The organism is bacterium, assembly GCA_021371935.1.
GTDB lineage: Bacteria > Armatimonadota > UBA5829 > UBA5829 > UBA5829 > UBA5829.
On record JAJFVF010000019.1, the window covers coordinates 77,820 to 104,035 of the forward strand.

Consider the following 26,216-nt stretch of genomic DNA (forward strand, 5'->3'; position numbering starts at 1 on the left):
CATGAGTAAAAATGATATGAGTAATGAGGCTTAGTTTCGTGAAGTGACGAAACGCTTTAATATTGCGCTGACTGTTGGAGAGCGGGTCTAGGCTCTCCACGCTCAGCAATTGTTCGAGGGAGATATGACAGATTCAATTGACGTCAAACATTTTTGTGAAAAGGTATTGGATCGAGCAAAGGCGCTCGGTGCGGATTATGCGGACATCCGTATAGTCCGGCGGGACAACGAGTCGATAAACCTAAGGACCGGCAAGGTCGAGTATTTGGACCAGTCGTCGAGTTATGGTTTCGGCGTGCGTGCGCTCATAGACGGCGCGTGGGGTTTTGCGTGCAGTCCCAGCGTTTCAGATGAGGCAGGCGAGCGGATAGCGGGTGAAGCGGTCAATATCGCTCGTGCGTCTGCGCGGGTGAAGGTCAAGGATGTGAAGTTGGCGCCCGTGGAGGTTCACGAGGGGTCTTTCAAGACCGACTGGAAGATCGACCCGTTCGATGTCCCGCTCGATGAGAAGATAGGCTATCTTAGAGATGCCGACGAAGTCCTCAGGCAGGATGCCAAGGTTAAGGTCACCGACAGTTTTATGGAGTTTTATAAGTTCAACCAGGTCTTCGCCAGCACCGAGGGGGCGTATATCGAACAGAAAAAGGTCGAGAGCGGCGCTGGTATATCTGCTACGGCCATAGAGGGTTCCGAGGTCCAGACAAGGTCATATCCCGGTTCGTTCGGCGGTGATTATTCCGCTGTGGGTTATGAGTTCGTGCAGTCTCTTGAGTTGATCGAGCATGCCGAGCAGACGGCGAGAGAGGCCGTAGCACTGCTCGATGCTCCGGTATGTCCGGCTGGTCCGAATACTCTCATCCTCCAGGGTTCGATCTTGGCGCTCCAAGTGCACGAGTCCTGCGGTCACCCGATAGAGCTTGACCGTGTGTTCGGCATGGAGTCATCATTTGCCGGCACGAGTTTTCTGACTCCGGAGAAACTCAACTGTTTCCGCTATGGCTCCGAAGCAGTCAACATTACCGCCGACGCCACGCTGCCCGGCGGTCTGGGTTCTTTCTATTTTGATGATGAAGGTGTTCCCGGCCAGCGCTTTAACGTAGTGGAAGAGGGAATCTTCAAGGGATATCTGAGTTCACGTGAGACGGCAATACAGCTCGGTCAGCACAGCACGGGAGCCATGCGGGCGGACAACTGGAACCGTATGCCGATCATCAGGATGACCAACATCAACCTGCTTCCGGGCGATTGGTCGTTCGATGAGCTGATAGCCGACACACCCGACGGCATCTATGCAGCAGATATCAAGAGCTGGAGCATCGACGACAAGCGGTTGAACTTCCTGTTCGGAACGGAGATCGCGTGGGAGATAAAGGACGGTTCGCTCGGGCGCATACTAAAGAACCCGATATATTCGGGCATGACCCCCGAGTTCTGGGGTTCATGTGATGCGGTCTGCGGCGAGGACGATTGGCACTTATACGGCATTCCCAACTGCGGCAAGGGTGAGCCTGCTCAGCTTGCGCATGTCGGGCACGGAGTTGCCCCGGCAAGGTTCAATAACGTAAGAATGGAAGGTGCGAAATGAAATTACTGGGCCAGGAAAAATTAAGATCATTGATGCAGGTCGCATTGAGCCATTCGAGCGCAGACCAGACCGAGGTCAACATCCGCACGGGCAATTCCGCTCTCACTCGTTTTGCGAATTCCACGATCCACCAGAACATGGGCTTTGAGAATTACAGTGTCGGTGTGCGCGCTGTGTTCGGCAAGAAGATAGCCTCCGGCAGCGGCAACGATATCAGCGAGCAGGGCATTCGCGACTTGGTCGATAAGGTTATTGCAATCGCCCGCCACCAGGACGAGAACCCTGATTTCGTCTCTCTTCCCGAGCCTGTCGAGCGCATTCCCCAGGTCGAGTCATATTCACAGGCCACAGACGACATGACTGCCGAAGACAGAGCCAACGCCGTGCGTCAGATAGTGATTGAGTCTGACCGAATAGGCGGCACTGCCGCCGGTTCATATAATAAGAACGTGCACGAGCATGGCGTCATGAACAGTCTCGGCGTGGATTCATATTATCAGGGCACGTCCGCAAGGCTCACATGTGTCGTGACCGGCCCCGACGGCGGATTCGGCTATGCACAGGCTCATGGCGTCGACAGTTCGCATATTCAGCCCGGCGCGATAGGAGCGGAGGCTTCCGCACGGGCATATGAGAGCCGCAATCCGATTGATGCGCCTCCCGGCGATTATGAGTGTATCCTATTGCCATATGCGGTCTGCGACATGCTCTACGATCTGCGTTATGCCGGTATGGGCGCAATGTCATATCAAGAGGGTCACAGCTTTATGTGCGGCAAGATGGGCCAGAAGATCGTCAGTGAGAAGGTCAGCATTTGGGACGACGGTCGTGACCCGCGCACGATAGCCACTCCGTTCGATGGTGAGGGCATCGCGAAGCAGCATGTCGATATATTCAAAAACGGCGTAGCCAGCGGTGTGCTCTATGGCTCATACACCGCTCATCGTGAGGGCAAAAAGTCCACCGGCCACTCTGGTGGGATCAATCTTGTTATGGGTCCGGGCGATGCCACCATTCCCGAAATGATCGCATCCACAAAGCGGGGCATAATGATGACCCGGTTCCACTATGCAAATATAACCCATTTGATGACTGCGGCGGTTTCGGGTATGACTCGCGACGGTACATTTCTGATAGAGGACGGTAAGATTATCTCGCCGGTCAAGAATTTGAGGTTCAATCAGAGCATTGTCGAGGCTCTTGCAAATGTGCAGATGGTCGGCAAAGACTTGGTGCTCGATGATGGAATCCTTGCTCCTGCGATCAAGACGAGCAAGTTCACATTCCTGAGCGGGACAGCATTCTAGCCCGCATTATTCACGAGAAACGTGAATAATGCTCTCTGAGCTCCGGATTATGCGCTTTATGCATAATCCGGGCTAGCATATGTTCTGAGTTGTGTGTTGTGTGTTCCTGCAGATGGTTGCGGGTACTTGCGCGAGCGTTCTTTGTTCGGGCGCGATATCCGATCGCGACCAAAATAGAATCTCGCAATTTCAGATTGCGACAGCCGAATACAAAACCGAAAAGCGTTTCACATCCAGTCATTCTGAGCGAATGCGAAGAATCTGCTTTTGACCTAACGTTGTAATAAAGCCGATTTCTCGCTATTAAGTTGGTCGTTGACATTCAAGATGAAGATGGTCGGTGGTGTTCCTGCCCCAAATAAAGGCATGCCGGGAGGGCGAGGCTTCTGCCGAGCCATATGTGTCCGAGTGGTAATAATATACAGATAGTATACACAGATAGGCGGCGATCTCCGAATCGCCGCCTCAAAGCTGAACTGGGGTCTCCGAACCCCACACAGTGTGAGGTATTTGCTTGCGGGTGATATGGGGGCCAGAATGGAAAAGATAGACCTTCAAGGACAGCCTTTAGACCTCGATCTGACTATGACCTGTGGGCAGGCGTTTCGCTGGCACAAACGCGGCGGCGTATGGTCAGGCGTAGTCAAAGACAAGCTGATGGAGCTTGATATCAAGGACGGCAGCCTGCTCTGGAGGACGTATCCGCATTCCGACAGACCGCTTGTCGAGGAATATTTGCGCCTCAACGATGATGTAAACGCCATATATGCCGAGTTAGGCAAATCCGATCCTCATCTTGCCGAGCTTACGGAGAGGTTTCATGGTCTGCGACTGCTTCGCCAGGACCCCACAGAGGCTCTTTTCTCCTTCGTGTGTTCGGCAGCCAACAATATCCCGAGGATAATGGGCGCAGTGGAGACACTGGCCGTCACTTACGGCGAATTGGTCTGTGAGCTTGGTGGTTCGTGCTATTATGCGTTTCCGACTCCTGAGGCGATTGCATCTGCCGACCCGGCGGCGCTTCATAACAACAAAGCTCTTGGTTTCAGGGGTCGGCTTGTCAGGAATGTGGCTCTGGAGATAGTCAAGCGCGGCAGTGGCTGGCTGTCTTCACTCAGAGAAGCGAGTTATGCCGATGATAAGCAGGTCCTACTAGAGCTTCCAGGCGTCGGACCAAAGATAGCCGACTGTGTATGTCTGTTTTCTTTGGACAAGGACGAGGCAGTGCCGGTCGACACGCATGTGCGCCAGCTTGCCCACAGACTGTTTCTACCCGATCTGAAGGCCAGGACAATCACGGATAATGTGTACAGATGCATATCCTGCACATTCGGCAGCCGATACGGCAAGTATGCAGGCTGGGCGCAGCAGTTTTTATATTACGAAGACCTGATGAAGACAAATGAGCGAAGTAACCTTAGTTCAACCCTATAATACCCAATGGCCATACTGGTTCGAGAGTGTGAAGGCTTTCGTAGAACCCGCGCTGGCTGGTGTGCAATATACGATTGAGCATGTCGGAAGCACCGCCGTTCTCGGGATGACTGCGAAGCCTATCATTGACATAGATGTTATTGTAGAAAGGCCGGTGCTTTCTCAGGTCATAGATCGACTGGCGGCAATAGGGTATACTCACCTGGGAGACTTGGGCATTCTTGACCGCGAGGCATTCACTCTGCAAGATCAAAAATTGATCGAATCCCTGCCGCCGCATCATTTCTATGTGTGTATCGCCAGCGCTGCTTCATTACGCGATCACATATGTTTTCGCAATTTTATGCGTACGCATCCTGAGTGGGTGGATAGGCTTTCACAGCACAAACTGGAATTATGCAAGCAATTTGATAACGACCGCCAATCTTATATCGACGGCAAGTCTGATATGGTTTGTGAAATCACAACATTAGCCATGATGGGGAAGTAGCCAAAGCAATTTATGAACTTAAACCGACCAAAATTGCCCCCAGAACTATCAGCAAAATTCCCGCAGTACGCGCGATACCGAGTTTCTCTTTCATAACAAAAGCCGCATAAGCGCTTGCGATCAGGTAACTGAGTGCCGTAAGCGGATTTGCCACACTAACATCGATCCAGCCCAAGACAGCCACGTATGATCCGAAGTAGATCGCCATCGAGACCACTCCAAGTATCACCAGCGGCCTTGAAAAGACGAGTTTAGCTATTTTGGGCACGTCGCTGATGCGGCGGATGCTGACGGCTCCATTTTCCTGCATGCCTTTGCTCATCAGGATATCGCCGATAGCGCCGAATAAGATTGCCATCCCGAGGGAAATTCCAACTTTAAGCATTTATGTCCTCACCACCAGCGCTATTCCAGTCGCCACAAGTAAGCTTCCCGCCCAGCGCATAGGCGAGACATCTTCTCCCAGCAGTAAATATGCCAGAAGTGTGACGAGCACATAGTCGGCAGCAGTCAGCGGCAGCACATAGCTGAGTTCTTCCCATGACAGCGATGTAAGGTAGAGTATAAAGAACAACACCAGCAATAGCACACCTATCCAGACGAACGGGTTTGTCGAAGCGCAGATGAAATGACCATACAGGCAGAAATGTTGAGCTGCTTCCACATTTCGCATTCCGTAGCGGATAGATATGTCTCCGAACGCTCCGAATATGACCGCGAAGAACATCGCGATAAGCACTTTTATCTTGTTTCTGCTGAGCCTTTGCATCAACGTCTTTTCTCTCTGCACAATAGGTTCTATCTTTAAAGTCTTCTGATCCAACTCATATCCTCCAGAACAGACTTCACCGCTTCAAATGTGTTTATGTTGAAAAATCGCACTGCAGCTTTGCCCGGATGGCCGTTTACCAGAGAGCACTTGGCGTCATATATCGCCATACCTACTTCATGTAGCACGCTTGCGTCTCTATAGCAGTCGATCATACACCGCGTGCAGCCGTCGCGTATGAGTTTGGACGGTTCGAAGTCGAATATCGAGCACATAGGCTCCGGCCATGCATGGCATCTATACACGTCCAGATTCCAGTCCAGGTAGAAATATTTATATCCGGCAAGGCAGGCAAAGCGCTGCTTCTCGCCTCTTATGAACCGCTGCATCTCACGAAGTGAGGCTGTCGGGTTTATTACTCGAAACCTCTGCTTCATCTTGATGACGTTTTCAAATACATCCACAAGCTCTTCATTTGTGTAGTCGATCAGATCAGAGTCGGAATAACTGCGAAAACTCGACCCCAGGATTCTCAAGGGATATGAGAACGTCACCTGGTGAAAGTTGAGCGATTCAAGGAAGTCCGGCATTTTGGAGAGGTCTCCGAGCAGTTTGCTCATGGTCACTGACGCCGTGGTCTCTATTCCTGCGTCATGCAAAACTATATTCGCATATGCGATCCGTGAGCAGAGTCCGTAAATACCTCTGTTTTGCTCATGCGCTTCCACGGACGGCGCATCCACTGATATGATTGCGCTGTCCAGACCCGCATCTGCATATTTGCTTATCTGGTCATTTGAGAGCATCGAACCATTTGTGCAGATGATGGTTTTCATTCCCAGTGATCTCGCATGCGTGATCATGTCCGCAAGTTTCGGGTGAATTGTAGGCTCACCGCCTATGTAAGCGATATATCCTATGCCGTTTTTCGCCAAGATATTTTGTGCCGCAATAGCGTTTTCCAGCGAGACAAATGTGCGCTGTATGCCCATATCCATGCGGAAGTTGCAGAATTTGCATGTCGCATTGCAAGCGTCGGTAATCGCGAACTGGCAGAACCCCGGTCCACCGTTTTTAATTACCTGCCTGAATGTGGAATCTCTATTGGGTATATCGTGATGCTGCTTCAGAAATCCCAGGAACTCTCTGCCCTCGCGCAGTCTTCTCTTTCTGACCTCTCCGTCTTTTGCCATCTGAATCGCTATTCGAGCCATTACCTTAGGCCTGAAATAGAATCGTTTATAGAGCCTGTCCACACCTTTGCTGATCTCATCGGCGGATATGTTTTCATAGTGCATAGGGCAGACCTGCGTCCCGTTTTGCGAGACAAGTTCCGAAGGCACGAGCCATCCATTCGCGACCGCCTGATCGTAGAATTCCGTTCCTGGGTATGGCGCGGCGATTGAGACCTGCATTGTATCGGGGTCGAGTTCACATGCATAGCGAATAGTCTGCTCGAGTGTCTGCTTGGTTTCTCCGGGCAGACCCAGACAAAACGTGCCATGAAGTGCAATCCCAAGGGACTTGCAGTCTTTGGTGAATGCGCGCGCCATGTCGGTGCTAATGCCTTTGCGGACGTTTTTGAGTATGTCATCACTGCCGGACTCATACCCCACCATCAATAGTCTGAGCCCTGATTCCTTAAGCGTTTTGAGTGTTCCGTAAGGCACGTTTGCTCTGCTGCTGGTCGACCATGTGATCCCGAGCGGGCCGATCAGTCTTGCAGTCTCTTCTGCGCGCCGGGTATTGGCTGTGAATGTGTCATCGTCTATAAATAGTTCTTTGACCTGTGGAAACAGTTCTTTTGCCCTTGCCAGTTCATCACACACTGAGTGAGGGCTGCGCACTCTATACTCATGGCCGGAAATAGTCTGCGGCCAGAGGCAATACGTGCATCTTCCGGGGCAGCCTCTTCCCGTGTAGATCGACAGATACGGGTGCATCAGATAGCCTATGTAGTAGTTTTCGATGGTGAGATCACGTTTGTAGACATCGATCACGGATGGCAGCGCATCCAGGTCTCTAATAAGCTCTGAATCACAATTATGGCGGATATCATCTCCATCTCGCCAACTGATCCCATCTATATCACTGAGCTTGTGCCCTTGTGTAATTTTTTGTATTGGAATCTCGAACTCACGCCTGACCACGAAGTCCACAGCTTCAACCGACCGCAGCGACTCCTCAGCCAGCACGCTTACATGCGGTCCAACGAAGCCTATACTGGCATTATTTCTTTTCATTTTGATCCGCTCAGCCAGGCGGGAGTCGTTTGCAAATGATGGCGTGCTTGTGTAGATTATGATAAGTTCATAGTCTGTGCAGATATCCAGAACTTGCTCAACAGTCAAGTCATCTGCCGGCGCATCAACGACTCTGCTGTTTTCGACAATTGCAGATGCCTGAGCGAGCCATGTGGGATACCAGAATGACTTTATTTCTCTTCTAGCCTGATATCGTGAACCGGCACCGCCGTCGAAACCCTGAAAAGAAGGAGGATTGAGAAAAAGCGTTTTCATACTGCTTCATATTTGCCCCCGGCGCATTGGCTCTAAACAGATAGGTTGTCATATAGTATTCCGGTTTATTTAAGCAATCGGCGGGCATAATTGTATCCAGACCCAAATTCAGTCATGGAGACCGATGCCGATGAGAATAAACTGCCTGCATGTTCTGCTTGTAGTCATCTTATCGATGATTTGCCTGGATAATGTAATGGCTTCAGATCTGGTAAGTGATGATTTTGCTCGCAGTATATCGGGTGCTGTAGTGCCGTTTATAATTGTGGGCGAGCTGTCGTTGGTTTCAGACAAGAAAGAGTTTACGACAGGCATCAAAGCGCTCGGTGCCACAACCATGACCACCTCATTCCTCAAGCGCATAGTTGGTGAGAAGCGTCCAAACAGCGATTCCACGTTCAGCTTCCCAAGCGGCCATACAACGGCTGCATTCGCAATGGCGACGGTATTGTCCGACTACAGGCCGCAATACAAATGGCCTGCCTATATCACGGCTGCCGCGATAGGTTATTCGCGTGTCGAGGTCGGGTCTCATTACTGGCAGGATGTAATAGGCGGCGCCGCCATCGGCTATTATATGGCCAAAACTTTCACCAAGGAGGGCTTAGCTCCAACCTCCAACGGCATAGCGCTGCAGTGGAGTTGGTAAATTACCCACCGGGATGGCTAGGCACCCGCCGAGCCATAAAAATGGATTGTCTTCTTCAGGTTCTTCCATCCTATAATGCATAATAACCCTGTTCTTTCTGGAGGATTTTCTATTTGCGGGGTATAAGGATATAGTGCTCGGCAAGTGATCGATCATCCGAGCCGTCAATGATTTCAGCCGATCTGGAGGCTCTGGATGCATAAGGGCGATTTAACTGGTCGCATAATAGGTATGCTTGTATTTCTTGCCGGGGTGGGGATACTGGTCTTCGTCTTCGTGGCCGCGTTTCAATATTTCAACTCAAATGCCATTGTTCTCAAGCCTGCGGCTCCGGTATCCGCTACTCAGACCACGACCAGCCGCCTGGGGGAATCGGTGGTATTATTGATGGGCAGGATAGCTCTGCTCATTGTGATGGCAATCGCGGGTTCCCAAGTAGCGAGCAGAGGAATTCAGCTATATTTTGCCGCCACCGGCTTTAGAAGACCGACTATGCCCGAAGTCCCACCTGAAGCTGTCTAGAATGACCCTTCGACCAGTGAGAGGACGCTGATCAAAGGGCCGCAAAATCTTCATTTATGGTGGACGTAGAGCCCACATTTATTTATTACCCCGAAGCGTCGCGTGACTTTGCCTGAATGGTGAATCTAGCCCGGATTATGCGCTTACCGCATAATCCGGGTCTCTGAGGGCATTATTCACGTTCCTCGTGAATAATGCGGGCTAGTCAAATAGGCTTAATGTCTGCTGATTGGCGGGATCCATGTGTTTCTTTGTCGGTGGTTTAGGAAACAAGACATCGAAGTCCTCGCCAAACGCTTCCTTAAGTCGACTTGCGAATTTATAGAGTTTCTCCAGGAGGTAATGTCTATCCTCATCTCCAGCATAGTCACCCGCCAGCCCGATTGAGCCGTCATTTTTCTCATAGATGCTCACATACTGACCGACTTTCATGCCCTTTGCAGCCTGTGCAAGCCGCTTTTTGCCTGTGGAGTGGAAGGTCTTTTCTGTGATCCTTTCTCGCCTGGCAAATTTTTCTATACCGAGCTGACCATTGCTGATTTTTTCAGAGAGTGATTTGTATAGTTCGCCTGCTTTGTCTTTTTCGCCTCGCAGCAGATATTCTGCAGTGCCGGATATGAAATCCAACCCGAACGGCTCATCCGCGCGTGATCTCAAAGCAGAACCTCTAAATGTCTTCTTGCCGTCGTATGATTCCAGCACATAGTTTTTGATCTTTACCGAGATCATAGCTTTGTAGCGACCGTCATGCGCCAGCCTGATGCCTTCGGGCAGTGCCGAGCCGATGCGTTCGATATATTCGACTTCTTTTTCTTCGCTGTCGATATCATTTGGCGGGCTGAAATATACGCCATCGGTGTCCACTTCCACCACCATACTTCCCGCCTTTTCAAGTTCCTCGACTATCCGCTTGACCAGTTTCTGACCCGTAGTCGTGACCCTTGCGCCGGCGTCATGATCGTTAAAATTGAACGGTCCGGCCAGGTAGCCATAGAACGAGTTGATAAGGATTTTGAACGCGCTCTGCAGTCCATCCCAATATGCGTGTTCACGCCCCTGCGACTCTTTTGCCTTGCGTTTGGCCGCCAGTCTCCTCTGCACCAGGTTCGCGAGGGCGGGCAAGAAAATATCCAGAGTATCGTTTTTCGGTTTGACCTTATGTGTGAGCATGATACTCGGATACAGACTCTCCACATCGCACTTGACTATATGCTCGATCACTCCAGCCGTGCGCACCTCCGTGTATCCACCCGGCAGCGTTTTTTGTTCGGACTGCTCTGGGATAGCACAGCCCTTGCTGAGATAGTGCCGAATGAAGATGGAGTTGATTTTTTCGCCGGTGCCGGATGTCGCAGCACGCTCATATGTGTCGGGTATCATCTGAGTCAAATAGAACTCATACGGGCATACTATCCCCGCCAGCAGATCGGTCTCTCTGACATCTTGAGTAGTATACTTTTTGACCCGCTCGGGGTTGTCATGCCACTCCTGCGCAATCTTGTCGTGAGGGATAATTTCTCTATCGTCTTCCGCAATGCCCAGTGCCTTAGCGGCGGCCTTGAGAGAGTAGCTCGACAGACTCGCCCGTGACACATCCCACCTCTGCACTGCCAGCAGGGTGTCGATTATGTGCCTGCCATGGATATGAGCCGGGCTGAACGGCCTGGAGTAATAGCCTATAGCGCTCTGCTGCTTCTGGCCGAATATAACTTCTGAACCATCGCGTCCGAATGCCAGCCTCACACCTCTATATTTCGCACGAGCCGCCATGTAAGCCAGGTCGAAGTCATATATGTTGTGGCCTTCTATTATGTCTGGGTCGCGTTCACGCACGCATGAGACAGTATCTCTCAATATCTGTGCTTCATCTCCAGTGATTAGGGTCTCGAAGCCTCGATTGTCCCTTATAGCGACCATGAATATCTCGTTTTCAGGCTTGTCGGGTGTGAGCGCGAGGGTTTCTATATCGAGCTGCATGCGGACGACATCGTCGAAATCCATTCCCTTAAAGAGAGTTTGGCCTGTCCTGGTCAGATACTGCTTTGCCGCGGTCGGCATAGCGATATGCGATGCGTGCGCGTCACGCAGCCAGTATCGTGCGGCGTTATATGAATTGCTGCTGTCGAACTCTGCCAGGAATCTATAGCCGCTGCCGTCAAGCTCTGTCCACTGCGCGTCAGTGATCTGGTGCTTCTCAGTCGTGAGTATCCAGCGTTTGAACGGCGTCTCGTGCGTTGTCATCGCGCCATCGATTCGTCGATAGATAATGGCGGTTTCCGTTCCGACTTCCACAGCAACTATTCCTTCAGTCGGGTCGCTGCCGAAAAGGATTTTCTCAACACTGTCCATAACTCGTATATTATACCATTGGAATACAGAGGTTTATTACAAATGAATAGCAAGCCAATCAGTCTGGGAATAGTCGGCCTCGGTCGAGCCACGCAGTCGATGCATCTGAAAGAACTGGAGGGCAGAGAATCAAAGTTCAGGATAGTTGCGGCGTGTGATGTAATCGAGGATCGGCGTGCAATGATGACCGAGCATTACGGCTGTCCTGCTTACGAGAAGATTGAGGACCTGATAGCCGATCCACAGGTTGAAATGGTAGACATAGTGACCCGTTCTCCCGATCATTTCGCACATGCGAAGATGGCTCTGGAGGCCGGCAAATATGTATTTCTCGAAAAGCCCATGTGCACCAATTATAAGGATGCTCTTGCCTTATCCAAGATAGCCGAATCCACTGGCAACAGGCTATATATCCGCCACAACAGACGTTTCGAGCCGGCGTTTACGCATATTCGAGAGATCATATCATCGGGGATTCTGGGTGATGTATATCAGATCAAGCTGCAGCGGGCGCAGTATATGCGACGCGGCGATTGGCAGACGATCAAGGAGTGCGGAGGCGGCATGCTGCTCAACTGGGGGCCGCATATCATCGACCATTCTCTTCGCCTGCTGGAGTCTCCGGTCAAGTCTATGTTCAGTGATCTCAAGCGGGTTGCGGCTATAGGCAACGCCGAAGATCACATCAAGATAGTGTTTATGGGTGAGAACGGCCGGATGGTGGACATGGAGATATGCTTTGGTGCTGCTTTGAGCCAGGATGTGTATATGATATGGGGCACACGCGGTGCGCTTTCGAGTGATGAGAAGACAATCAAGCTGCGTTATATCGACCCGAACCAGCAGCTTTCAGATAAGTTTGCAAATCCCGGCACACCTAATATCGGCGATTACTGCCTGCCTGAAAAGCTCGAATGGATAGAAGAGTCGATTCCGGTAGATCCTCAGCTCAAGGTTGATATGACATCCATATGGGACTATCTGTATTCCACTGTCCGTGAGGGCAAGCCATTCCCAATCACGATAGACGAGGCTTTGGGTGTGATAAAGGTCATTTCTGAGGTGAAAGCGGGCACCGAATTTAGCGGTTAGCCTGTCGTACAGAGTCAATATCAAATACAAAATCTATGATTCGATGTTCGGGCGCGATATCCGATTGCGCCCGAAAGAGAACAATCGTATAGGACAATAGTTTGAGTCAAGTAATTTGGAAAGTAAAAGACTGCGATGAGCCTGCAGCGGTCCGGCTGCACGAACAGACCGGCGCATCTCCTGCGGTCTGCAAGCTGCTGGTCAGCCGCGGTGTCAAGACAGGCTCTGATTACGACAGTTTTATGAACCCATCTCTTTCGCAGATGCACGATCCATATTTGCTTGCCGACATGGAGGAGGGCGTCGAGCGGCTGGCCGACGCGATTGTTTCAGGCGAAAAGATATGCGTTCACGGTGATTATGATGTGGACGGCATCACCAGCACAGCTTTATTGGTCAGGACACTGCGCGCACTCAAGGCGAATGTCGACTATTTGCTTCCTCATCGTCAGAAGGACGGCTACGACATTAAGCCGTTTGCGATAGATGCAGCTGCGCAGAGAGGCTGTTCGCTGGTAGTAAGCTGTGACTGCGGCATAAACGCCGTCTCGACCGCTGAGCGTGCCAGGGAGCTTGGCATTGACCTGATTATAACCGACCACCATGACCCCGGCGCCCAGCTTCCCGATGCCGCCGCCGTGATAAATCCCAAGAGGCCGGATTCGCAGTATCCTTTTACGGGGCTTGCGGGCGTAGGAGTGGCCCTCAAACTTGCCCAGGGGCTTGTAAGGCTGCTCGGTCATGATGACGAGTCTTTCGTCTCTCGATTTGTCGATCTGGCGGCTCTTGGGACGGTTGCTGATGTTGTCCCATTGCTCGATGAGAACCGCACGATAGTAAAGCTTGGCCTTGACGCCATAGCCACCAGCAAGAAGGTGGGTCTGAGGACCATGCTCAGGACCACCGGCCTTGAGGGCAAGACTATGACTGCACATTATCTTGCCTATATTCTCGGTCCGCGGATCAATGCCGTGGGCAGGATGGATGATGCCGCCGCCGCGCTCCAGCTCCTGCTCACAAAAGATGATAAAGAGGCGTCTGAGCTGGCTTCGGCTATGGAGAGGCACAATTCCAACCGCAAGGTCGAGCAGGAAAAAATTCTGGAGCAGACGAATGTCCAGTTCGCAGATAGAGACTTGGCCTCTAGCCGTATTCTTGTGCTTTCGAGCGATGGCTGGAACCCAGGCGTAATAGGCATAGTCGCGGGCAAGATATGCGAGACCTACTGCTGCCCGGCTATCCTTATCGCTCGAGACGAATCGTCAGGTATGGGTGTCGGTTCGGCGCGCAGTATAGATGCTTTTCATATGCGCGATGCTCTCGCGCAGTGTTCGGACCTTTTTACCCATTTCGGCGGTCATGCTCTGGCTGCAGGCTTCACGATCCCACTTGAGAATATTGCGCCTTTTGAAGACCGGATCGGTACTCTTGCACGCGAATCGATCTCAGATGAGGCGATGGTCCCGCGAATAGATATAGACACTCAGCTTGCGCCTGAGGATATTAATCGTAATCTAGCGGATATGCTGATGTGCATGGAGCCTTTTGGCGAAGGCAACCCCGAGCCTGTTTTCATGACCACCGGGCTGAAAGTCACCCATAAACAGAGGGTAGGGGACGGCTCTCATCTCAAGCTCAAAGTGCAGGGCAAAAATGGTCCCGCAATCGAGTGCATCGCGTTCAGAATGGGCGATCTTTGCGATGGGCTTGAGCTTGGCGGGAGCATAGATATGTGTTACCATGTTAAGCTAAATAAGTTCAATGGCACCGAGTCGGTGCAGTTGGTGTGCAAGGCGATCAGGTAATATCAGTGATAGTTCAGATGGCCGATATCGATTCTATAATCAGCAAGGTGTTGGAATATAATGACGCGGCGGATACGGATCTGATCCGCCGTGCATACGAGTTCGCATCTGTCGCTCATAAAGATCAGCTCCGCGAGACCGGTGACCCCTACATCACTCATCCTCTGGCGACCGCCGAGATTCTGACAGATCTCGAGATGGACACAGCCAGCATCGCGGCTGCTCTGCTCCATGACGTGGTCGAAGACCAAGACTATTCGATTGACGACATAAAGGATAAATTCGGTTCCGAGATAGCAGCGCTGGTCGACGGCGTCACCAAGTTGAAACTGGCCGATTTTGACGTTATGGATGATGCGCAGGAGCGCCAGGAGGTTCCGAAGAAGCGCCGTGCCGAGTTCAAGCGAAGCGCTGAGAACCTACGCAAAATATTCCTTGCCATGGCGCGCGATCTGCGTGTTATGGTCATCAAACTTGCCGACCGGCTGCACAATATGCGGACCCTGAGCGGTCTGCCTGAGGACCGTCAGAAGAAGGTGTCGCAGGAGACGATGCAGATATACGCTCCTCTTGCGCACAGGCTGGGTATCTGGAAGATCAAATGGGAGCTTGAGGACCTGGCGTTCAAGTATATTGAGCCGGAGGCCTATGCAAAGGTTGCGGATAAGGTCTCAGGCACGCGCGGCGACCGTGAGGACGACCTGGCCGAGGCCGTTGAGATGATCCAGAGACATCTGACCAAGGACGGCATTGATGCCACGATCCAGGCAAGGCCGAAGCATCTCTGGAGCATATATCAAAAGATGCTTCGTGAGGAAGTTGATTTCTCGGAGATATACGACCTTTCGGCAATCCGGGTTATCGTGAACAGGGTAGGCGAGTGCTATCATGCGCTGGGTCTGGTCCATGACCTTTGGATGCCGATCCCCGAGAGGTTTTCGGATTACATTGCAAAGCCCAAGTCGAACATGTATCAATCGCTGCACACCAAGGTGATCGGACCGAGGGGTGAGCCTTTGGAGGTGCAGATAAGGACCTGGGATATGCACAGGGTCGCTGACTTCGGTGTAGCTGCTCACTGGCAGTATAAGGAGCGTATGCGGTCGGGCGACGAGTTCGAGCGCAAACTTTCGTGGCTGCGCCAGCAGCTCTTCGACTGGCAGTCCGACAGCAAGGATGCAGGTGAGTTCCTGCACTCGGTGATCAACGATCTGTTTACCGACCAGGTGTTTGTATTTACTCCACGGGGGGACGTTATTGACCTGCCGGCAGGCTCTACTCCAGTGGATTTCGCATATAGGATCCACAGCGATGTAGGCAACCACTGCGTCGGCGGCAAAGTAAACGGCCGGATCGTGCCTCTGACGTATAAGTTCAACAACGGCGACATAGTCGAGGTCATAACCCGGTCGAATGCACAGCCCAGCCTAGACTGGTTGGCATTTGTCAAAACTTCTCATGCCCGCAATCGTATAAAGGGTTTTTATAGGCGGGCACATTATGCCGAGTCTGTCACCAAAGGCCGCGAGATGCTCGACCGCGAGCTTGAGAAACTTGGTCATGAGCCCAAGGAACTGATAAAGGTCAGTGACATCACGGCAGTAGCCAAGGCGCTGAATTTGCAGACTGAGGACGACCTGTATGCCGCGATAGGCTATGGCCATGTCGCGCTGGGCAGTGTGGTCAACAAGCTGAAAATACCTGAGCCGCCCAAGTCTGAGGCGCTGGTGATAGAGGCTCCCAAGTCCACTGGCAAGAGCAAACTCGCCGTCACCCTCGATGGGGTGAAAAACCTCATGATAACCCGGGCAAAGTGCTGCGCGCCGCTTCCGGGTGAGGAAGTTGTCGGCTATGTCTCCCGGGGTAAAGGCGTATCTCTGCATTCTGTGACATGCCCGAATGTCGCGGCCTATAGGGCGAGTGAGCCTGAGCGTCTGGTCGATATCAACTGGACCGAGGCCGATGGCGAGCGATATCCCACAAATATTGCGATACATGCCCTGAACCGCATGGGTCTGCTCAGTGAGATTACGGCTATGTTTTCTGAGTCCAAGACAAACATAACTGGCGCCAAGGTCAAGACTATGCCTGACAAGACGGCGACAATCGATCTTACGGTCGATCTGCCGAATGTTCATGCGCTAAATGACCTTATGATCAAGGTCGGCAGCCTTTCCGATGTGCTCAAGATCGAGCGTGTGGCCGCCCACAGGTCAAAAAAAATTTGATATTTTATATTTTGTATTGATTATTTTGATCGGATCAACGAGCAAAAAGGCGTCTCAATTCCAGTCATTCCGAGCGAAGTCGAGGAATCTGCTGTGAGCCATTCTTTGTTATTTTGGCAATCGTGACAGGTGTTGTGCGCTTGATCGTCTGGGGTATCTCTCCCCGGACGCACATTAGGAGGAATATTTCCTCCATAACCTTCGGTATATGGAGAATCTTGTTCCCGATATGTACTGTTCATTTCGGATATGGATTCCCGAAACATCAGATAGTGCCTATGAATTGTTGCCAGGCGAACTGGGGCCAACATCGTGAGGAATAGAAATGAGTGTCATAACCTATCTGCTTGCCCCTGATGGCTGGACACACGAAGACCCAAATCCATTCACTGCTGATGGCGCATACGGTCCACAGTGGAGTTGCTTCCGTGTCCAAGATGAATATGATTGGCGTGGGGGAAATCGTCGATACGAGAATGGCCTGTTTGCCTTTGTCGTAGGGCGTGGATGGCCTCGCCCGTTGTCGGCGGACATGGCTGATTTCATTCGTTATGAATCCATGCATGGGCGGCAATGTATTGTCAGTGTGCCGGGTGATATGGATGCCCGGTCATACGTGGAGAAGGCTTTGTCAGAGACTCCGGACTGGTCGGTCGTGCGCCAGAATGATCAGAAATGGCTGGTCCATTCTACAACAGCACATGGCTGGGCGGCTATTCAGTCGTGCGGAGAGTTACGTGCGCAGGCGCGTTTGTGCAACGAAGGCTTAACAATTAACAACCTGGGCAATGAATGGTTCGATGAACCGGCGGATTATGCCGAGTATATCCTTCTTGCAAACGCCGGTGTCATGATGCCCGAATTTGTGGTGGCGTCTAAAAACATCGGTCGGGTTATCACGGAACCCGATACTCCCTATACTCCGGGCGCTCGCCTTTTCTTCGATGGACATAAGTTGATTCGAGATGGCTTGATCGTCCGCGACGGCCTGCATAGAAAAGTGCATGACCATCTTCCCCTTGATCCTTACCTGGCCGCTAGTGTAACGCCTGCTGATCTGGACCCCGAAAGGATGGTTTCCATCTGGACCCCAGAGTCATTTTGCCTCGCAGCACTAGAGCATTTTTCTGATATAGTAGATGAGACGGTGTCGTACGAGCACTGGGAGTGACAGTCCCAGCACAGTGTTGTAGAACCAACTTACTAATAAATAGATTTTTGGTCTTTTGGGATTTGAAGAGTGGATGATGCGTGTTACTATATACTATACTGCTCCGGTAATCCCGAAACCTGTATCAGGGAGTTTTGTGTGAAAGCAGTTATCCAGCGCGTAAAGAGCGCAAGTGTGAGTGTAGACGGCGAGCAGATATCGCAAATAGACAGGGGGTTAGCGATACTGCTGGGCGTTGCCAAAGGCGATGGTGCCAGGGACATCAACTTTCTTGCTGAGAAAATTTCCAACCTGCGGATTTTTGAGGACGAAGCGGGAAAGATGAACCTGTCCGTGCTCGACATCGGCGGGCAGGCATTGGTCGTCTCTCAGTTTACGCTCATGGCTGACTGCAAAAAAGGCCGCAGACCCGGTTTTGACAAAGCAGCCGCTCCAGAAATGGCGGAGGTGTTGTATAATGATTTTGTGGCCGTGCTGAGGGCGTGTGGTGTGAGTGTGCAGACAGGCAGATTTCAGTCGCACATGCTCTTTTCTATAGAAAATGACGGTCCTGTAACACTGGTTCTGGATAGTGAATTATGAGTATTGCATTCAATGGTGAATATGGTGATTTTGAGGATCGCATGCGCTCTGGCGTTTCCGTGCCCGAGCGTGAGCCTGAGACTGCCTATGACCAGCAGGAACTCGGCGATGCCTTGAGCCATGATGGCAGGGTGCGCGAGGCGGTCGTGCACTATCGCAAGGCTGTCGAGATGGAGGGGTCCAACCCCGGTTATCATACGCGTCTTGGCGATGCATATGCCTATTCCGAGATGTCCGTGAAGGCTGTAGCCGAGTATAAGAAAGCACTCAAGATAAGCCCCAGGCGTGCTGAGCCGCACTACAGCCTAGGTGAGATATATCGCCGCTACGGCAAGTGGAACGCTGCGATAGTCGAGTATCGAAAAGCGGCTCAGTTCAACGCAATGAACCCGTTTTACAGATACAAGCTCGGTGTTGCGCTCTGCCATGTCGGGCTGTGGGACGAGGCGATGATCCAGCTTGAGATGGCCGTGCAGATCGCGCCGACTGATGGGTTCTATCATTTCTGGCTGGGCGACATTTACGGTCGGATCGGCAGGGTTGGGGATGCGATAGTCGAGCTTCAGCAGGCGACCATATTCAGCCCTGCGGACTCGTATTATTCATTCAAGCTCGGTCTTATGTATCTGCGGGGAGCATTTCATTTGGATGCAGTTGCGGCTCTTGAGCGCGCAATAAAGCTCAAGCCCGGCGAGAGACCCTATCATGCCGTGCTTGCGGAGGCATATCGTGCTTGCGGAGATATCAAGCGGGCAAATGCGCACCGTCGGTTCGCGGAAGATATGGATCATTATGATGCAGCCAACCTGGCTGTAGCGAGACGTGGAAGTGAGGGGACTGATTGAGTCTGGATTTTCGAGTAATTGAGGTAGGTTTGCTGCAGATCAACTGCTACCTGCTTTGGGATGTGGAGACAAAGAAAGCGGCAATAATCGATCCTGGTGACGACACAGATATCATAATCGACAACATCAAGGCGCTTGATCTTGATGTGGAGTGGATACTACTGACGCATGGCCATTTCGACCATACCTTCCGTGTGGGTGAGCTAACTGACAGCTATGATGTCAAAATAGCCCTGAACCCTCTCGACCTGCCCATGTTAGGCCAAAGCCTTGGTTTGGGCGAGCCGTTTTACAATTTTTCCGAGTATGTGCCCTTCACCGTCACTGATCTCATTAACGAGGGTGACGAAATTCATCTTGGCGGATCCACAATACATGTGCTTCACACACCTGGCCACTCCCAGGGCGGTGTGTGTTATGTAACTGATATAGGGGTATTTTGCGGCGACACGATATTTGCCGGCAGTGTCGGGCGAAGTGATCTTCCCAGTGGGTCGCATGAGCAGCTAATCGAGTCGATCAGGGCAAAGATAATGCCTCTCGACGATTCGACTCCTCTATTTCCCGGTCATGGGCCGTCGACAACCCTAGGTGCTGAGCGCAGGTCGAACCCGTATTTATAGAAAACATAGATTGACAAGACCGGTTTGGTTTTGGTAATATTTAGCAGAAATCAGCCGTGCCGAAGTGGCGGAATGGCAGACGCGCATGGTTCAGGACCATGTGTCCGCAAGGACGTGCGGGTTCAACTCCCGCCTTCGGCACCAAATGGGCTGATTTTGAACTCAAATCTTCCACTGCACAGATATCCGGCGATCCATGGGCACTTCCTGAAACTATGTGATCGACCATTTTTTGATATGTGTCACATGACGTCGAATATCGCAAAAAACTCCAACTCCACAAACCTGACCATTATATTCAGACAGCTTTTCTTAACTAATGCAAGAGTTTGTAATGAATCTGGAGGTCTGTTGACATGATAAGAGTCTCGCCAATTCTGCTTTGCGCTCTGGCCATCTGGATGTCTGTTTCCACATACGCTGCGCCGGAGAGGTCCGGGCCAAATGCAGACACACAATACGTTCCAAAATGGGGTTATATTGACAGGACCGGCAATGTCGTAATCAAGTCGCAATTCGATGATGTGAGGATGTTTGTCGACGGATTGGCGCCGGTAGCGGTCGGCAGTTCGGAGAAACGCAAGTGGGGTTATGTGGACAAGACCGGCAAGCTGGTCATTAAGCCGCAGTATGGTGACGCAGCGGAGTTCTCCGAAGGACTGGCGGCAGTACGGATCGGTGATGATGAAATGGACAAATGGGTCTATATCGATAAGTCGGGCAATATTGTCCTTAGACCGGACAAGCAGTTTTCCGGCAGCTTCCATGATGGTCTAGCTCTGATTGCCGATAACGGTTTTGGAAGTGGCAGTGATTGTATAACATACGGGGCAAGCGGTTATATCGACAAGACCGGCAAAGAGATCATAAAGCTGCAGTATGGGGGAGCAGACAGTTTCAGTGAAGGGCTTGCGGCGGTCTGGATAGGTCTTTACGCAGGCAAATGGGGCTATATCGACACCAGCGGCAAAGTTGAGATAGACCCGGTGTTTGGCATTGCCCGCCCGTTCTCAGAAGGGCTGGCTTGTGTGCGGCTGGCGGATGATGCCGAGACATGGGGTTATATAGACAAGACCGGAAAGCTTGTAATCCGGCGGACGGAGACAAACACGCGATTCGACAGCAGTTGTGATTTCCATGATGGGCTTGCGATTGTGCGTAAAGATGACAGCTTCCGGGGTGGCGTAGGCTACATAGACAGGACCGGTAAGATCGCAATCAAGCAGCAGTATGATGATGCCGGCAGTTTTTCGGAGGGGTTGGCGCCCGTCGAAAAGGATGCGTGCTGGGGTTTCATAGATGTGAATGGAGACTATGTCATCAAGTCGCTTGGTTTTGGCATCGACGCAAAGGGCTTCTCGGATGGACTTGCACCAATTGGAATCCCGCATTCCGTGCCGAATCGAGCTGCGTATATCGACAAGAGCGGAAAGATGGTCTCAAAGCCGGGGATCACAAAAGTCGGCGTTGCATCCGAGGGTCTTGCGCCATTTAGAACCGGTGATAATGAGACCGGCAAATGGGGTTTTGCGGATATGGAAGGAAATGTCATCATTGAGCCCCAGTTCGATATCGTCGGACAGTTTTCCGGGGGGTTGGCAGTAGTCGCGACAGGAAAAGACACTTCATTCGGGTTCGGCTCCAAACAGACGGATATAAAGAGCGCGGACATGCCCAAATACGGCTTTATTGACAAGACAGGCAAGATAGTAGTTGAGCTGAAATACCAGAGCGTTGGCAGCTTTTGCGAAGGCCTTGCGATGGTGATGAATTCCGACGGCATAAAGATGGATAGCAACGGGTGCATGGACTGGGATAGTCCAAAGTATGGCTATGTGGACAAGACAGGCAGTCTTGCAATCGGACAGAAGTTCAGTTGGGCGTCAGACTTCTGTGAAGGTCGCGCCAATGTCAGTATTGGAGACGATGATGCAACTGGCTATATCGATTTGAATGGAAATATGGTTATCAAGCCGAAGTTTAATCATGTTAGGGACTTCTCCGATGGTCTGGCGGCAGTGAAGAGCGGAGCAAAATGGGGCTATATAGACAAGTCCGGCAAAGTCGTCATCAAACCACAATTCGATGAGGTCGGCGACTTCTCCGAAGGCCTTGCACGCATCCGTATTGGCGATAACGAGAAAGCTAAGTGGGGTTACGTATCAAAGGCCGGTAAAGTGGTGGTCAAACCGAGATTCGGTGAAGCAGGTGACTTTTCCGAGGGGCTTGCCAGGGTTAGGGTCGGTCCCAACTATAACGACAAGTGGGGCTACATCGACAAGACAGGCAAGATGACAATCAAGCCGCAGTTTCAGGAGGTCTCCAACTTTTTTGAGGGCATGGCGGCTGTTCAGTCCAACTACCGTTATGGCTACATAGACAAGACCGGCAAGTTCCTTATGAAACCACAATATAATGGTGCGGGCGACTTCTCGGGAGGCATAGCGGGTGTAGAGTGGTCGTCAAGGGGGTTTTAAAATGAATAAACTGCGATCAGTCATTGGGTTGACACTATTCTTGCTTTCCTGCAGCGCTTTGAGCGCCTCATCCGCGCAGGTCCTGCTTCCCGTCAAACATGGCGACAAGTGGGGCTACATCAACAAGTCAGGGCAAATAGTTATAAAAGCTGTCTATGATGCGGCTGGAATGTTCGCAGAGGGGCTGGCTCCAGTGGGAAAAGGCAAGAATGACGCGATGAAATACGGCTATATAAACACCTCCGGCAAGATGATCATCAAACCACAGTTCAACAGCACGAGCGGTTTTCGTGAGGGGATGGCATCGGTGACCATGAAAGAACAGATCGGCTTCATCGATAAGACCGGCAAGCTGGTGATAAAGCCTCAATTTTCCTTTGCGGATGACTTCCATGAGGGTCTGACCCCAGTGTGCACAGGGACGCCGAGGACTGCGAAGTACGGCTACATAAACAAAACCGGGAAGATGGTCGTCAGCAAAAAGTTTGACTCAGCAGGCAATTTTTCGCAAGGCCTTGCGCCTGTAGCCGTCGGCGATAAATGGGGCTACATCGATAAAACCGGCAAAATGATTATAGATATGCAGTTTGACGAGGCAAACAGTTTCTCTGAGGGCTTGGCCGTAGTGTCGACAGGCAGGGTCTATTACAAGTCAGAGAAAACCGGCAAGGTTGATGAGAGCATAATCATGCAAGAGGGCAAGTGCGGATATATCGACAAAACCGGCAAGATTGTCATCGAACCGCGCTTCGGCTACGCCCAACCATTTTCGGATGGTCTTGCTGCTGTTATGACAGGCGAGATGAAGCCGGGGCGGAAATGGACGTGGGGATATATCGATAAGGCAGGCAAGTTTGTGATAGAGCCGAAGTTTCCTTTCGCCGAGAGTTTTTCTGAGGGAGTCGCGGCAGTGTGTGTCGGAGACTTCTCCATACCCTCCAAAGACATAAACGACTTTCCGAAATGGGGTTACATCGATAAAACCGGAAAAATGGTCATCACGCCTCAGTTTTTAGGGATGCACCAAGGCAGCTTTTCAGGAGGCGCAGCGATGGTCAGTATGCAGTTTCTTTTTTCACCTGACAGCCATGCGGGTCCAAGCTACATAGACAAGACAGGCAAGTTCATTTGGAAAGACAGGAATACGCGCTGATTGCAGCAGATTCCAATCTGAGCATTCTATTGATCTTTTCCAACCAAGCCGAAGAGTTTTCCATGAGATTCTTTTGTTTTGTCCCAGGCAAAGTGGTAATATATCTCGTGGTTATAATCAGGAGGCTTATAGATGATAGATCCGCGAATGAAAAAATTAGCCGACCTGTTGGTCGGATACTCGGTGAAGGTCCAGACGGGCGAAAAGGTCCTTATAGACTCATACGAAATTCCATCAGATATGGTCTGCGTGCTTGTAGATCGAGTATGCCAGGCTGGCGGGCTGCCTTTTGTAGACGTTCATAATGCGAGGATTCGTCGGGCGCTCATATCGAACTCGACTCAGGAACAGATGCAAACGCTTGGCAGACGTGACCTGGAGTTTATGAAGGAGATGGACTGCTATATATCTTTGCGCGGCGGCCATAATGTCACTGAGCTTTCCGATGTTCCGGATGATAGGATGAAGATCTATCAAGAGCACTGGCAGAAACCCGTGATGGACCAGAGGGTCGATCACACCAAGTGGGTAGTGCTGCGTTGGCCGTCATCGTCAATGGCGCAGCTTGCCGGTATGAGCACAGAGAGCTTCGAGAATTTCTATTTTGACGTCTGCACTCTGGACTACGCGAAAATGTCGAAGGCGATGATCCCTCTCAAAGAGCGTATGGAGCGGACGGACCGCGTGCGCCTGATCGGACCTGGCGACACAAATCTGGAGTTTTCGATAAAGGGCATTCCGGCAGTTTTGTGCGATGGTTTGGTCAACATTCCCGACGGTGAGCTTTTTACTGCTCCTGTGAAGGACAGTTCCAACGGGGTCATCCATTTCAATGCGGGCACGATATATCATGGCAAGCCGTTCGATGACATCCGGCTGGTGTTGAAGGACGGCAAAGTAGTTGAGGCGACCAGTTCAGACAGCAGTGCGCTCAATGACATACTCGATTCCGACGAGGGAGCGAGGTATATAGGCGAGTTCTCACTTGGGTTTAACCCCCACATCAAGCATGCCATGCGCGACATACTCTTCGACGAGAAGATTGACGGTTCCATCCATTTCACGCCCGGCAGAGCCTATGCCGAGGCCGATAACGGTAATAAGTCCGAGATTCACTGGGACATGGTCATGATTCAGAGACCCGAGTATGGCGGCGGCGAGATATATTTCGACGATGAACTGATCCGCAAAGACGGGCGGTTCGTGCCGGACTATCTGCAGGGCTTGAATCCCGAAAATCTTGTCTAGTAAGAGTGTTCAATAATTTCAAGCAGCTATCGGCTCAGCAGGAGCTTTACCGTCTCAATTACGATCGTATGTGAGGACGAGGCTCCTGCCGGGCTTTTTTGTTGACAAGGGCTGGGTGTCTATTTGATGGTGCTATTGACAGCGCTGTTGCGCAGGTGTAGACTATGGTCTTGGTATCTGAGATATATAGAGGGAAGTGAATATGAAGGTAGTTATTTTGGGCTGTGGCAGGGTCGGCGCGACAATTGCAGCCACTATGTCCCGTGAAGGGCACGATGTAACAATCGTGGATAAAAATCCTGATTCTTTCCGCAGACTGGCGAGCGGTTTTGAAGGAAAAAAAGTAGTCGGCAACGGTCTTTCTGAAGACACTCTCAGGAAGGCGGATGTCGAACATGCTGATGCGTTTGTTGCGGTAACCAATGGTGATAACAGGAACATAATGTCGGTTCAGCTTGCTAAGGTAAGGTTCAAGGTGCCCAAGGTTATTGCCCGAATATACGATCCGATCCGGTCATACGCATATGCTGATCTGGGGATCGACACAGTTTGCACGACCTGTATAGGCTCAGGGGTTTTGCACGATAAAATCCTCGGGAAGCCATACGAAAGCATCGAGCAGTACTGTCGGTTCGGGCTTGATGACAAAGCGCCGGAGGTTACAAATGAATAGCAGGAATCCGATGTATGTGATAATAGTCGGCGGCGGCAAGGTGGGTTATCATCTGTTTGAAGCACTCACTGCAGAGGGACATGAGGTCCTCATTATAGAGAAAGATAGAAAGACTGCCGAACGGCTTGCCGGCGAGTTAGGTGAGATGGTCATGTACGGCGACGGCTGCGAGATCCGCACGATGACCGAAGCAGGGATGGGCAGAGCCAACGTGGTGGTGGCAGTGACCGGCGATGATGAGGACAATCTGGTAATCTGCCAGATGGCCAAAAGGCAGTTCGGCGTGCCCAGGACACTGGCTCGTGTAAACGATCCCAAGAACGAGGAACTCTTCCAGCAGCTCGGCATCGACCAGACAATAAGCAGCACCAGGATCATATTCAACTTGCTCGAGCAGCAGATCGAGACTGGTCAAGTGATACCGCTTGCGGCATTAAAGAAGGGTGATATCGAGGTTGTTGAAGCCGACATCACATCCAATTCTCCAGCTAATGGAGTAAAAATAGGCCAGCTCGACTTGCCGGCAAATGCTCTCATCATCTCTGTAATCCGCGACGGCCATGCCATCATTCCGCATGCCGACACAAAGATTCGCACGGGTGACAGCGTGATCGCCATAATCAAAGCAGACAGAGAAAAGGAATTACGCACCATATTTTCAGGCGAGCAGGCATGATATAGGAAGTGGGAAATAG

Annotated in this window: 22 protein-coding genes, 1 tRNA gene and 1 pseudogene; 19 read left to right on the forward strand and 5 right to left on the reverse strand. The window is 51.4% G+C overall.

Features of this window, described 5'->3' with window-relative positions:
* Window positions 1-124 precede the first annotated feature (124 nt).
* From LLG46_12750 to LLG46_12765, 4 genes are all read left to right on the forward strand, one after another.
* Window positions 125-1,585 carry a TldD/PmbA family protein gene (locus LLG46_12750; protein ID MCE5324167.1) on the forward strand — a complete coding sequence of 487 codons (1,461 nt, stop codon included), beginning with the start codon at window positions 125-127 and terminating at the stop codon, window positions 1,583-1,585.
* Complete coding sequence (locus tag LLG46_12755) at window positions 1,582-2,892, forward strand: TldD/PmbA family protein (protein MCE5324168.1); 1,311 nt, start codon at window positions 1,582-1,584, stop codon at window positions 2,890-2,892. The genes LLG46_12750 and LLG46_12755 overlap by 4 nt, the downstream gene beginning before the upstream one ends.
* 537 nt (window positions 2,893-3,429) lie before the next feature.
* Entirely contained in the window at window positions 3,430-4,326 is an 897-nt protein-coding gene (locus LLG46_12760) for a hypothetical protein (protein MCE5324169.1), read from the forward strand.
* Entirely contained in the window at window positions 4,295-4,816 is a 522-nt protein-coding gene (locus tag LLG46_12765; protein ID MCE5324170.1) for a GrpB family protein, read from the forward strand. The genes LLG46_12760 and LLG46_12765 overlap by 32 nt, the downstream gene beginning before the upstream one ends.
* Window positions 4,817-4,826: 10 nt before the next feature.
* Here the strand turns inward: LLG46_12765 and LLG46_12770 are convergent, their stop codons facing one another.
* The 4 genes and pseudogenes from LLG46_12770 to hpnJ form a co-directional block, all read right to left on the reverse strand.
* The gene (locus LLG46_12770; GenBank protein MCE5324171.1) at window positions 4,827-5,201 is read right to left on the reverse strand and encodes a DMT family transporter; all 375 of its coding nucleotides are present in this window, start codon (window positions 5,199-5,201) and stop codon (window positions 4,827-4,829) included.
* Window positions 5,202-5,639 (reverse strand): EamA family transporter, encoded by a 438-nt coding sequence (locus LLG46_12775; GenBank protein MCE5324172.1) that lies wholly within the window; start codon window positions 5,637-5,639, stop codon window positions 5,202-5,204.
* A complete protein-coding gene (locus LLG46_12780; GenBank protein MCE5324173.1) occupies window positions 5,621-6,724 on the reverse strand; it encodes a radical SAM protein in 1,104 nt (367 codons plus the stop codon). The genes LLG46_12775 and LLG46_12780 overlap by 19 nt, the downstream gene beginning before the upstream one ends.
* Window positions 6,710-8,107, reverse strand: a pseudogene (hpnJ, locus tag LLG46_12785) (hopanoid biosynthesis associated radical SAM protein HpnJ). Before hpnJ ends, LLG46_12780 begins: the two are co-directional and overlap by 15 nt.
* 127 nt (window positions 8,108-8,234) lie before the next feature.
* On the opposite strand from hpnJ, the gene LLG46_12790 reads away from it, so the two are divergent.
* The gene (locus tag LLG46_12790) at window positions 8,235-8,753 is read left to right on the forward strand and encodes a phosphatase PAP2 family protein (GenBank protein ID MCE5324174.1); all 519 of its coding nucleotides are present in this window, start codon (window positions 8,235-8,237) and stop codon (window positions 8,751-8,753) included.
* A gap of 195 nt (window positions 8,754-8,948) precedes the next feature.
* A complete protein-coding gene (locus tag LLG46_12795) occupies window positions 8,949-9,275 on the forward strand; it encodes a hypothetical protein (GenBank protein ID MCE5324175.1) in 327 nt (108 codons plus the stop codon).
* 201 nt (window positions 9,276-9,476) lie between these two features.
* Here LLG46_12795 and LLG46_12800 read toward each other — a convergent pair whose 3' ends face one another.
* Window positions 9,477-11,624, reverse strand: coding sequence for a DNA polymerase (locus LLG46_12800; GenBank protein MCE5324176.1), 2,148 nt, complete (start codon window positions 11,622-11,624; stop codon window positions 9,477-9,479).
* A gap of 42 nt (window positions 11,625-11,666) precedes the next feature.
* Here LLG46_12800 and LLG46_12805 point away from each other — a divergent pair, with 42 nt between their 5' ends.
* From LLG46_12805 to LLG46_12865, 13 genes are all read left to right on the forward strand, one after another.
* A complete protein-coding gene (locus LLG46_12805; protein MCE5324177.1) occupies window positions 11,667-12,716 on the forward strand; it encodes a Gfo/Idh/MocA family oxidoreductase in 1,050 nt (349 codons plus the stop codon).
* Window positions 12,717-12,817: 101 nt separating this feature from the next.
* Window positions 12,818-14,521, forward strand: coding sequence for a single-stranded-DNA-specific exonuclease RecJ (gene recJ / locus LLG46_12810; GenBank protein ID MCE5324178.1), 1,704 nt, complete (start codon window positions 12,818-12,820; stop codon window positions 14,519-14,521).
* The gene (locus LLG46_12815; GenBank protein MCE5324179.1) at window positions 14,503-16,749 is read left to right on the forward strand and encodes a bifunctional (p)ppGpp synthetase/guanosine-3',5'-bis(diphosphate) 3'-pyrophosphohydrolase; all 2,247 of its coding nucleotides are present in this window, start codon (window positions 14,503-14,505) and stop codon (window positions 16,747-16,749) included. Before recJ ends, LLG46_12815 begins: the two co-directional genes overlap by 19 nt.
* A gap of 325 nt (window positions 16,750-17,074) precedes the next feature.
* Window positions 17,075-17,920, forward strand: coding sequence for a hypothetical protein (locus tag LLG46_12820; protein MCE5324180.1), 846 nt, complete (start codon window positions 17,075-17,077; stop codon window positions 17,918-17,920).
* Between the two features lie 138 nt (window positions 17,921-18,058).
* Window positions 18,059-18,502 (forward strand): D-tyrosyl-tRNA(Tyr) deacylase, encoded by a 444-nt coding sequence (gene dtd, locus LLG46_12825; GenBank protein MCE5324181.1) that lies wholly within the window; start codon window positions 18,059-18,061, stop codon window positions 18,500-18,502.
* Entirely contained in the window at window positions 18,499-19,347 is an 849-nt protein-coding gene (locus LLG46_12830) for a tetratricopeptide repeat protein (GenBank protein MCE5324182.1), read from the forward strand. Before dtd ends, LLG46_12830 begins: the two co-directional genes overlap by 4 nt.
* Window positions 19,344-19,970, forward strand: a complete 627-nt coding sequence (locus tag LLG46_12835) for an MBL fold metallo-hydrolase (GenBank protein ID MCE5324183.1) — start codon at window positions 19,344-19,346, stop codon at window positions 19,968-19,970. Before LLG46_12830 ends, LLG46_12835 begins: the two co-directional genes overlap by 4 nt.
* 58 nt (window positions 19,971-20,028) lie before the next feature.
* Window positions 20,029-20,114, forward strand: a tRNA-Leu gene (locus tag LLG46_12840).
* 212 nt (window positions 20,115-20,326) lie between these two features.
* Complete coding sequence (locus LLG46_12845) at window positions 20,327-22,447, forward strand: WG repeat-containing protein (protein MCE5324184.1); 2,121 nt, start codon at window positions 20,327-20,329, stop codon at window positions 22,445-22,447.
* Between the two features lies 1 nt (window position 22,448).
* On the forward strand, window positions 22,449-23,600 hold the full coding sequence (locus LLG46_12850) for a WG repeat-containing protein (GenBank protein ID MCE5324185.1): 1,152 nt from the start codon (window positions 22,449-22,451) through the stop codon (window positions 23,598-23,600).
* A 132-nt stretch (window positions 23,601-23,732) separates the two neighbouring features.
* Complete coding sequence (locus LLG46_12855) at window positions 23,733-24,848, forward strand: aminopeptidase (protein ID MCE5324186.1); 1,116 nt, start codon at window positions 23,733-23,735, stop codon at window positions 24,846-24,848.
* A 202-nt stretch (window positions 24,849-25,050) separates the two neighbouring features.
* Window positions 25,051-25,521, forward strand: a complete 471-nt coding sequence (locus LLG46_12860; GenBank protein MCE5324187.1) for an NAD-binding protein — start codon at window positions 25,051-25,053, stop codon at window positions 25,519-25,521.
* Window positions 25,514-26,197, forward strand: a complete 684-nt coding sequence (locus LLG46_12865) for an NAD-binding protein (GenBank protein MCE5324188.1) — start codon at window positions 25,514-25,516, stop codon at window positions 26,195-26,197. Before LLG46_12860 ends, LLG46_12865 begins: the two co-directional genes overlap by 8 nt.
* Window positions 26,198-26,216 lie beyond the last annotated feature (19 nt).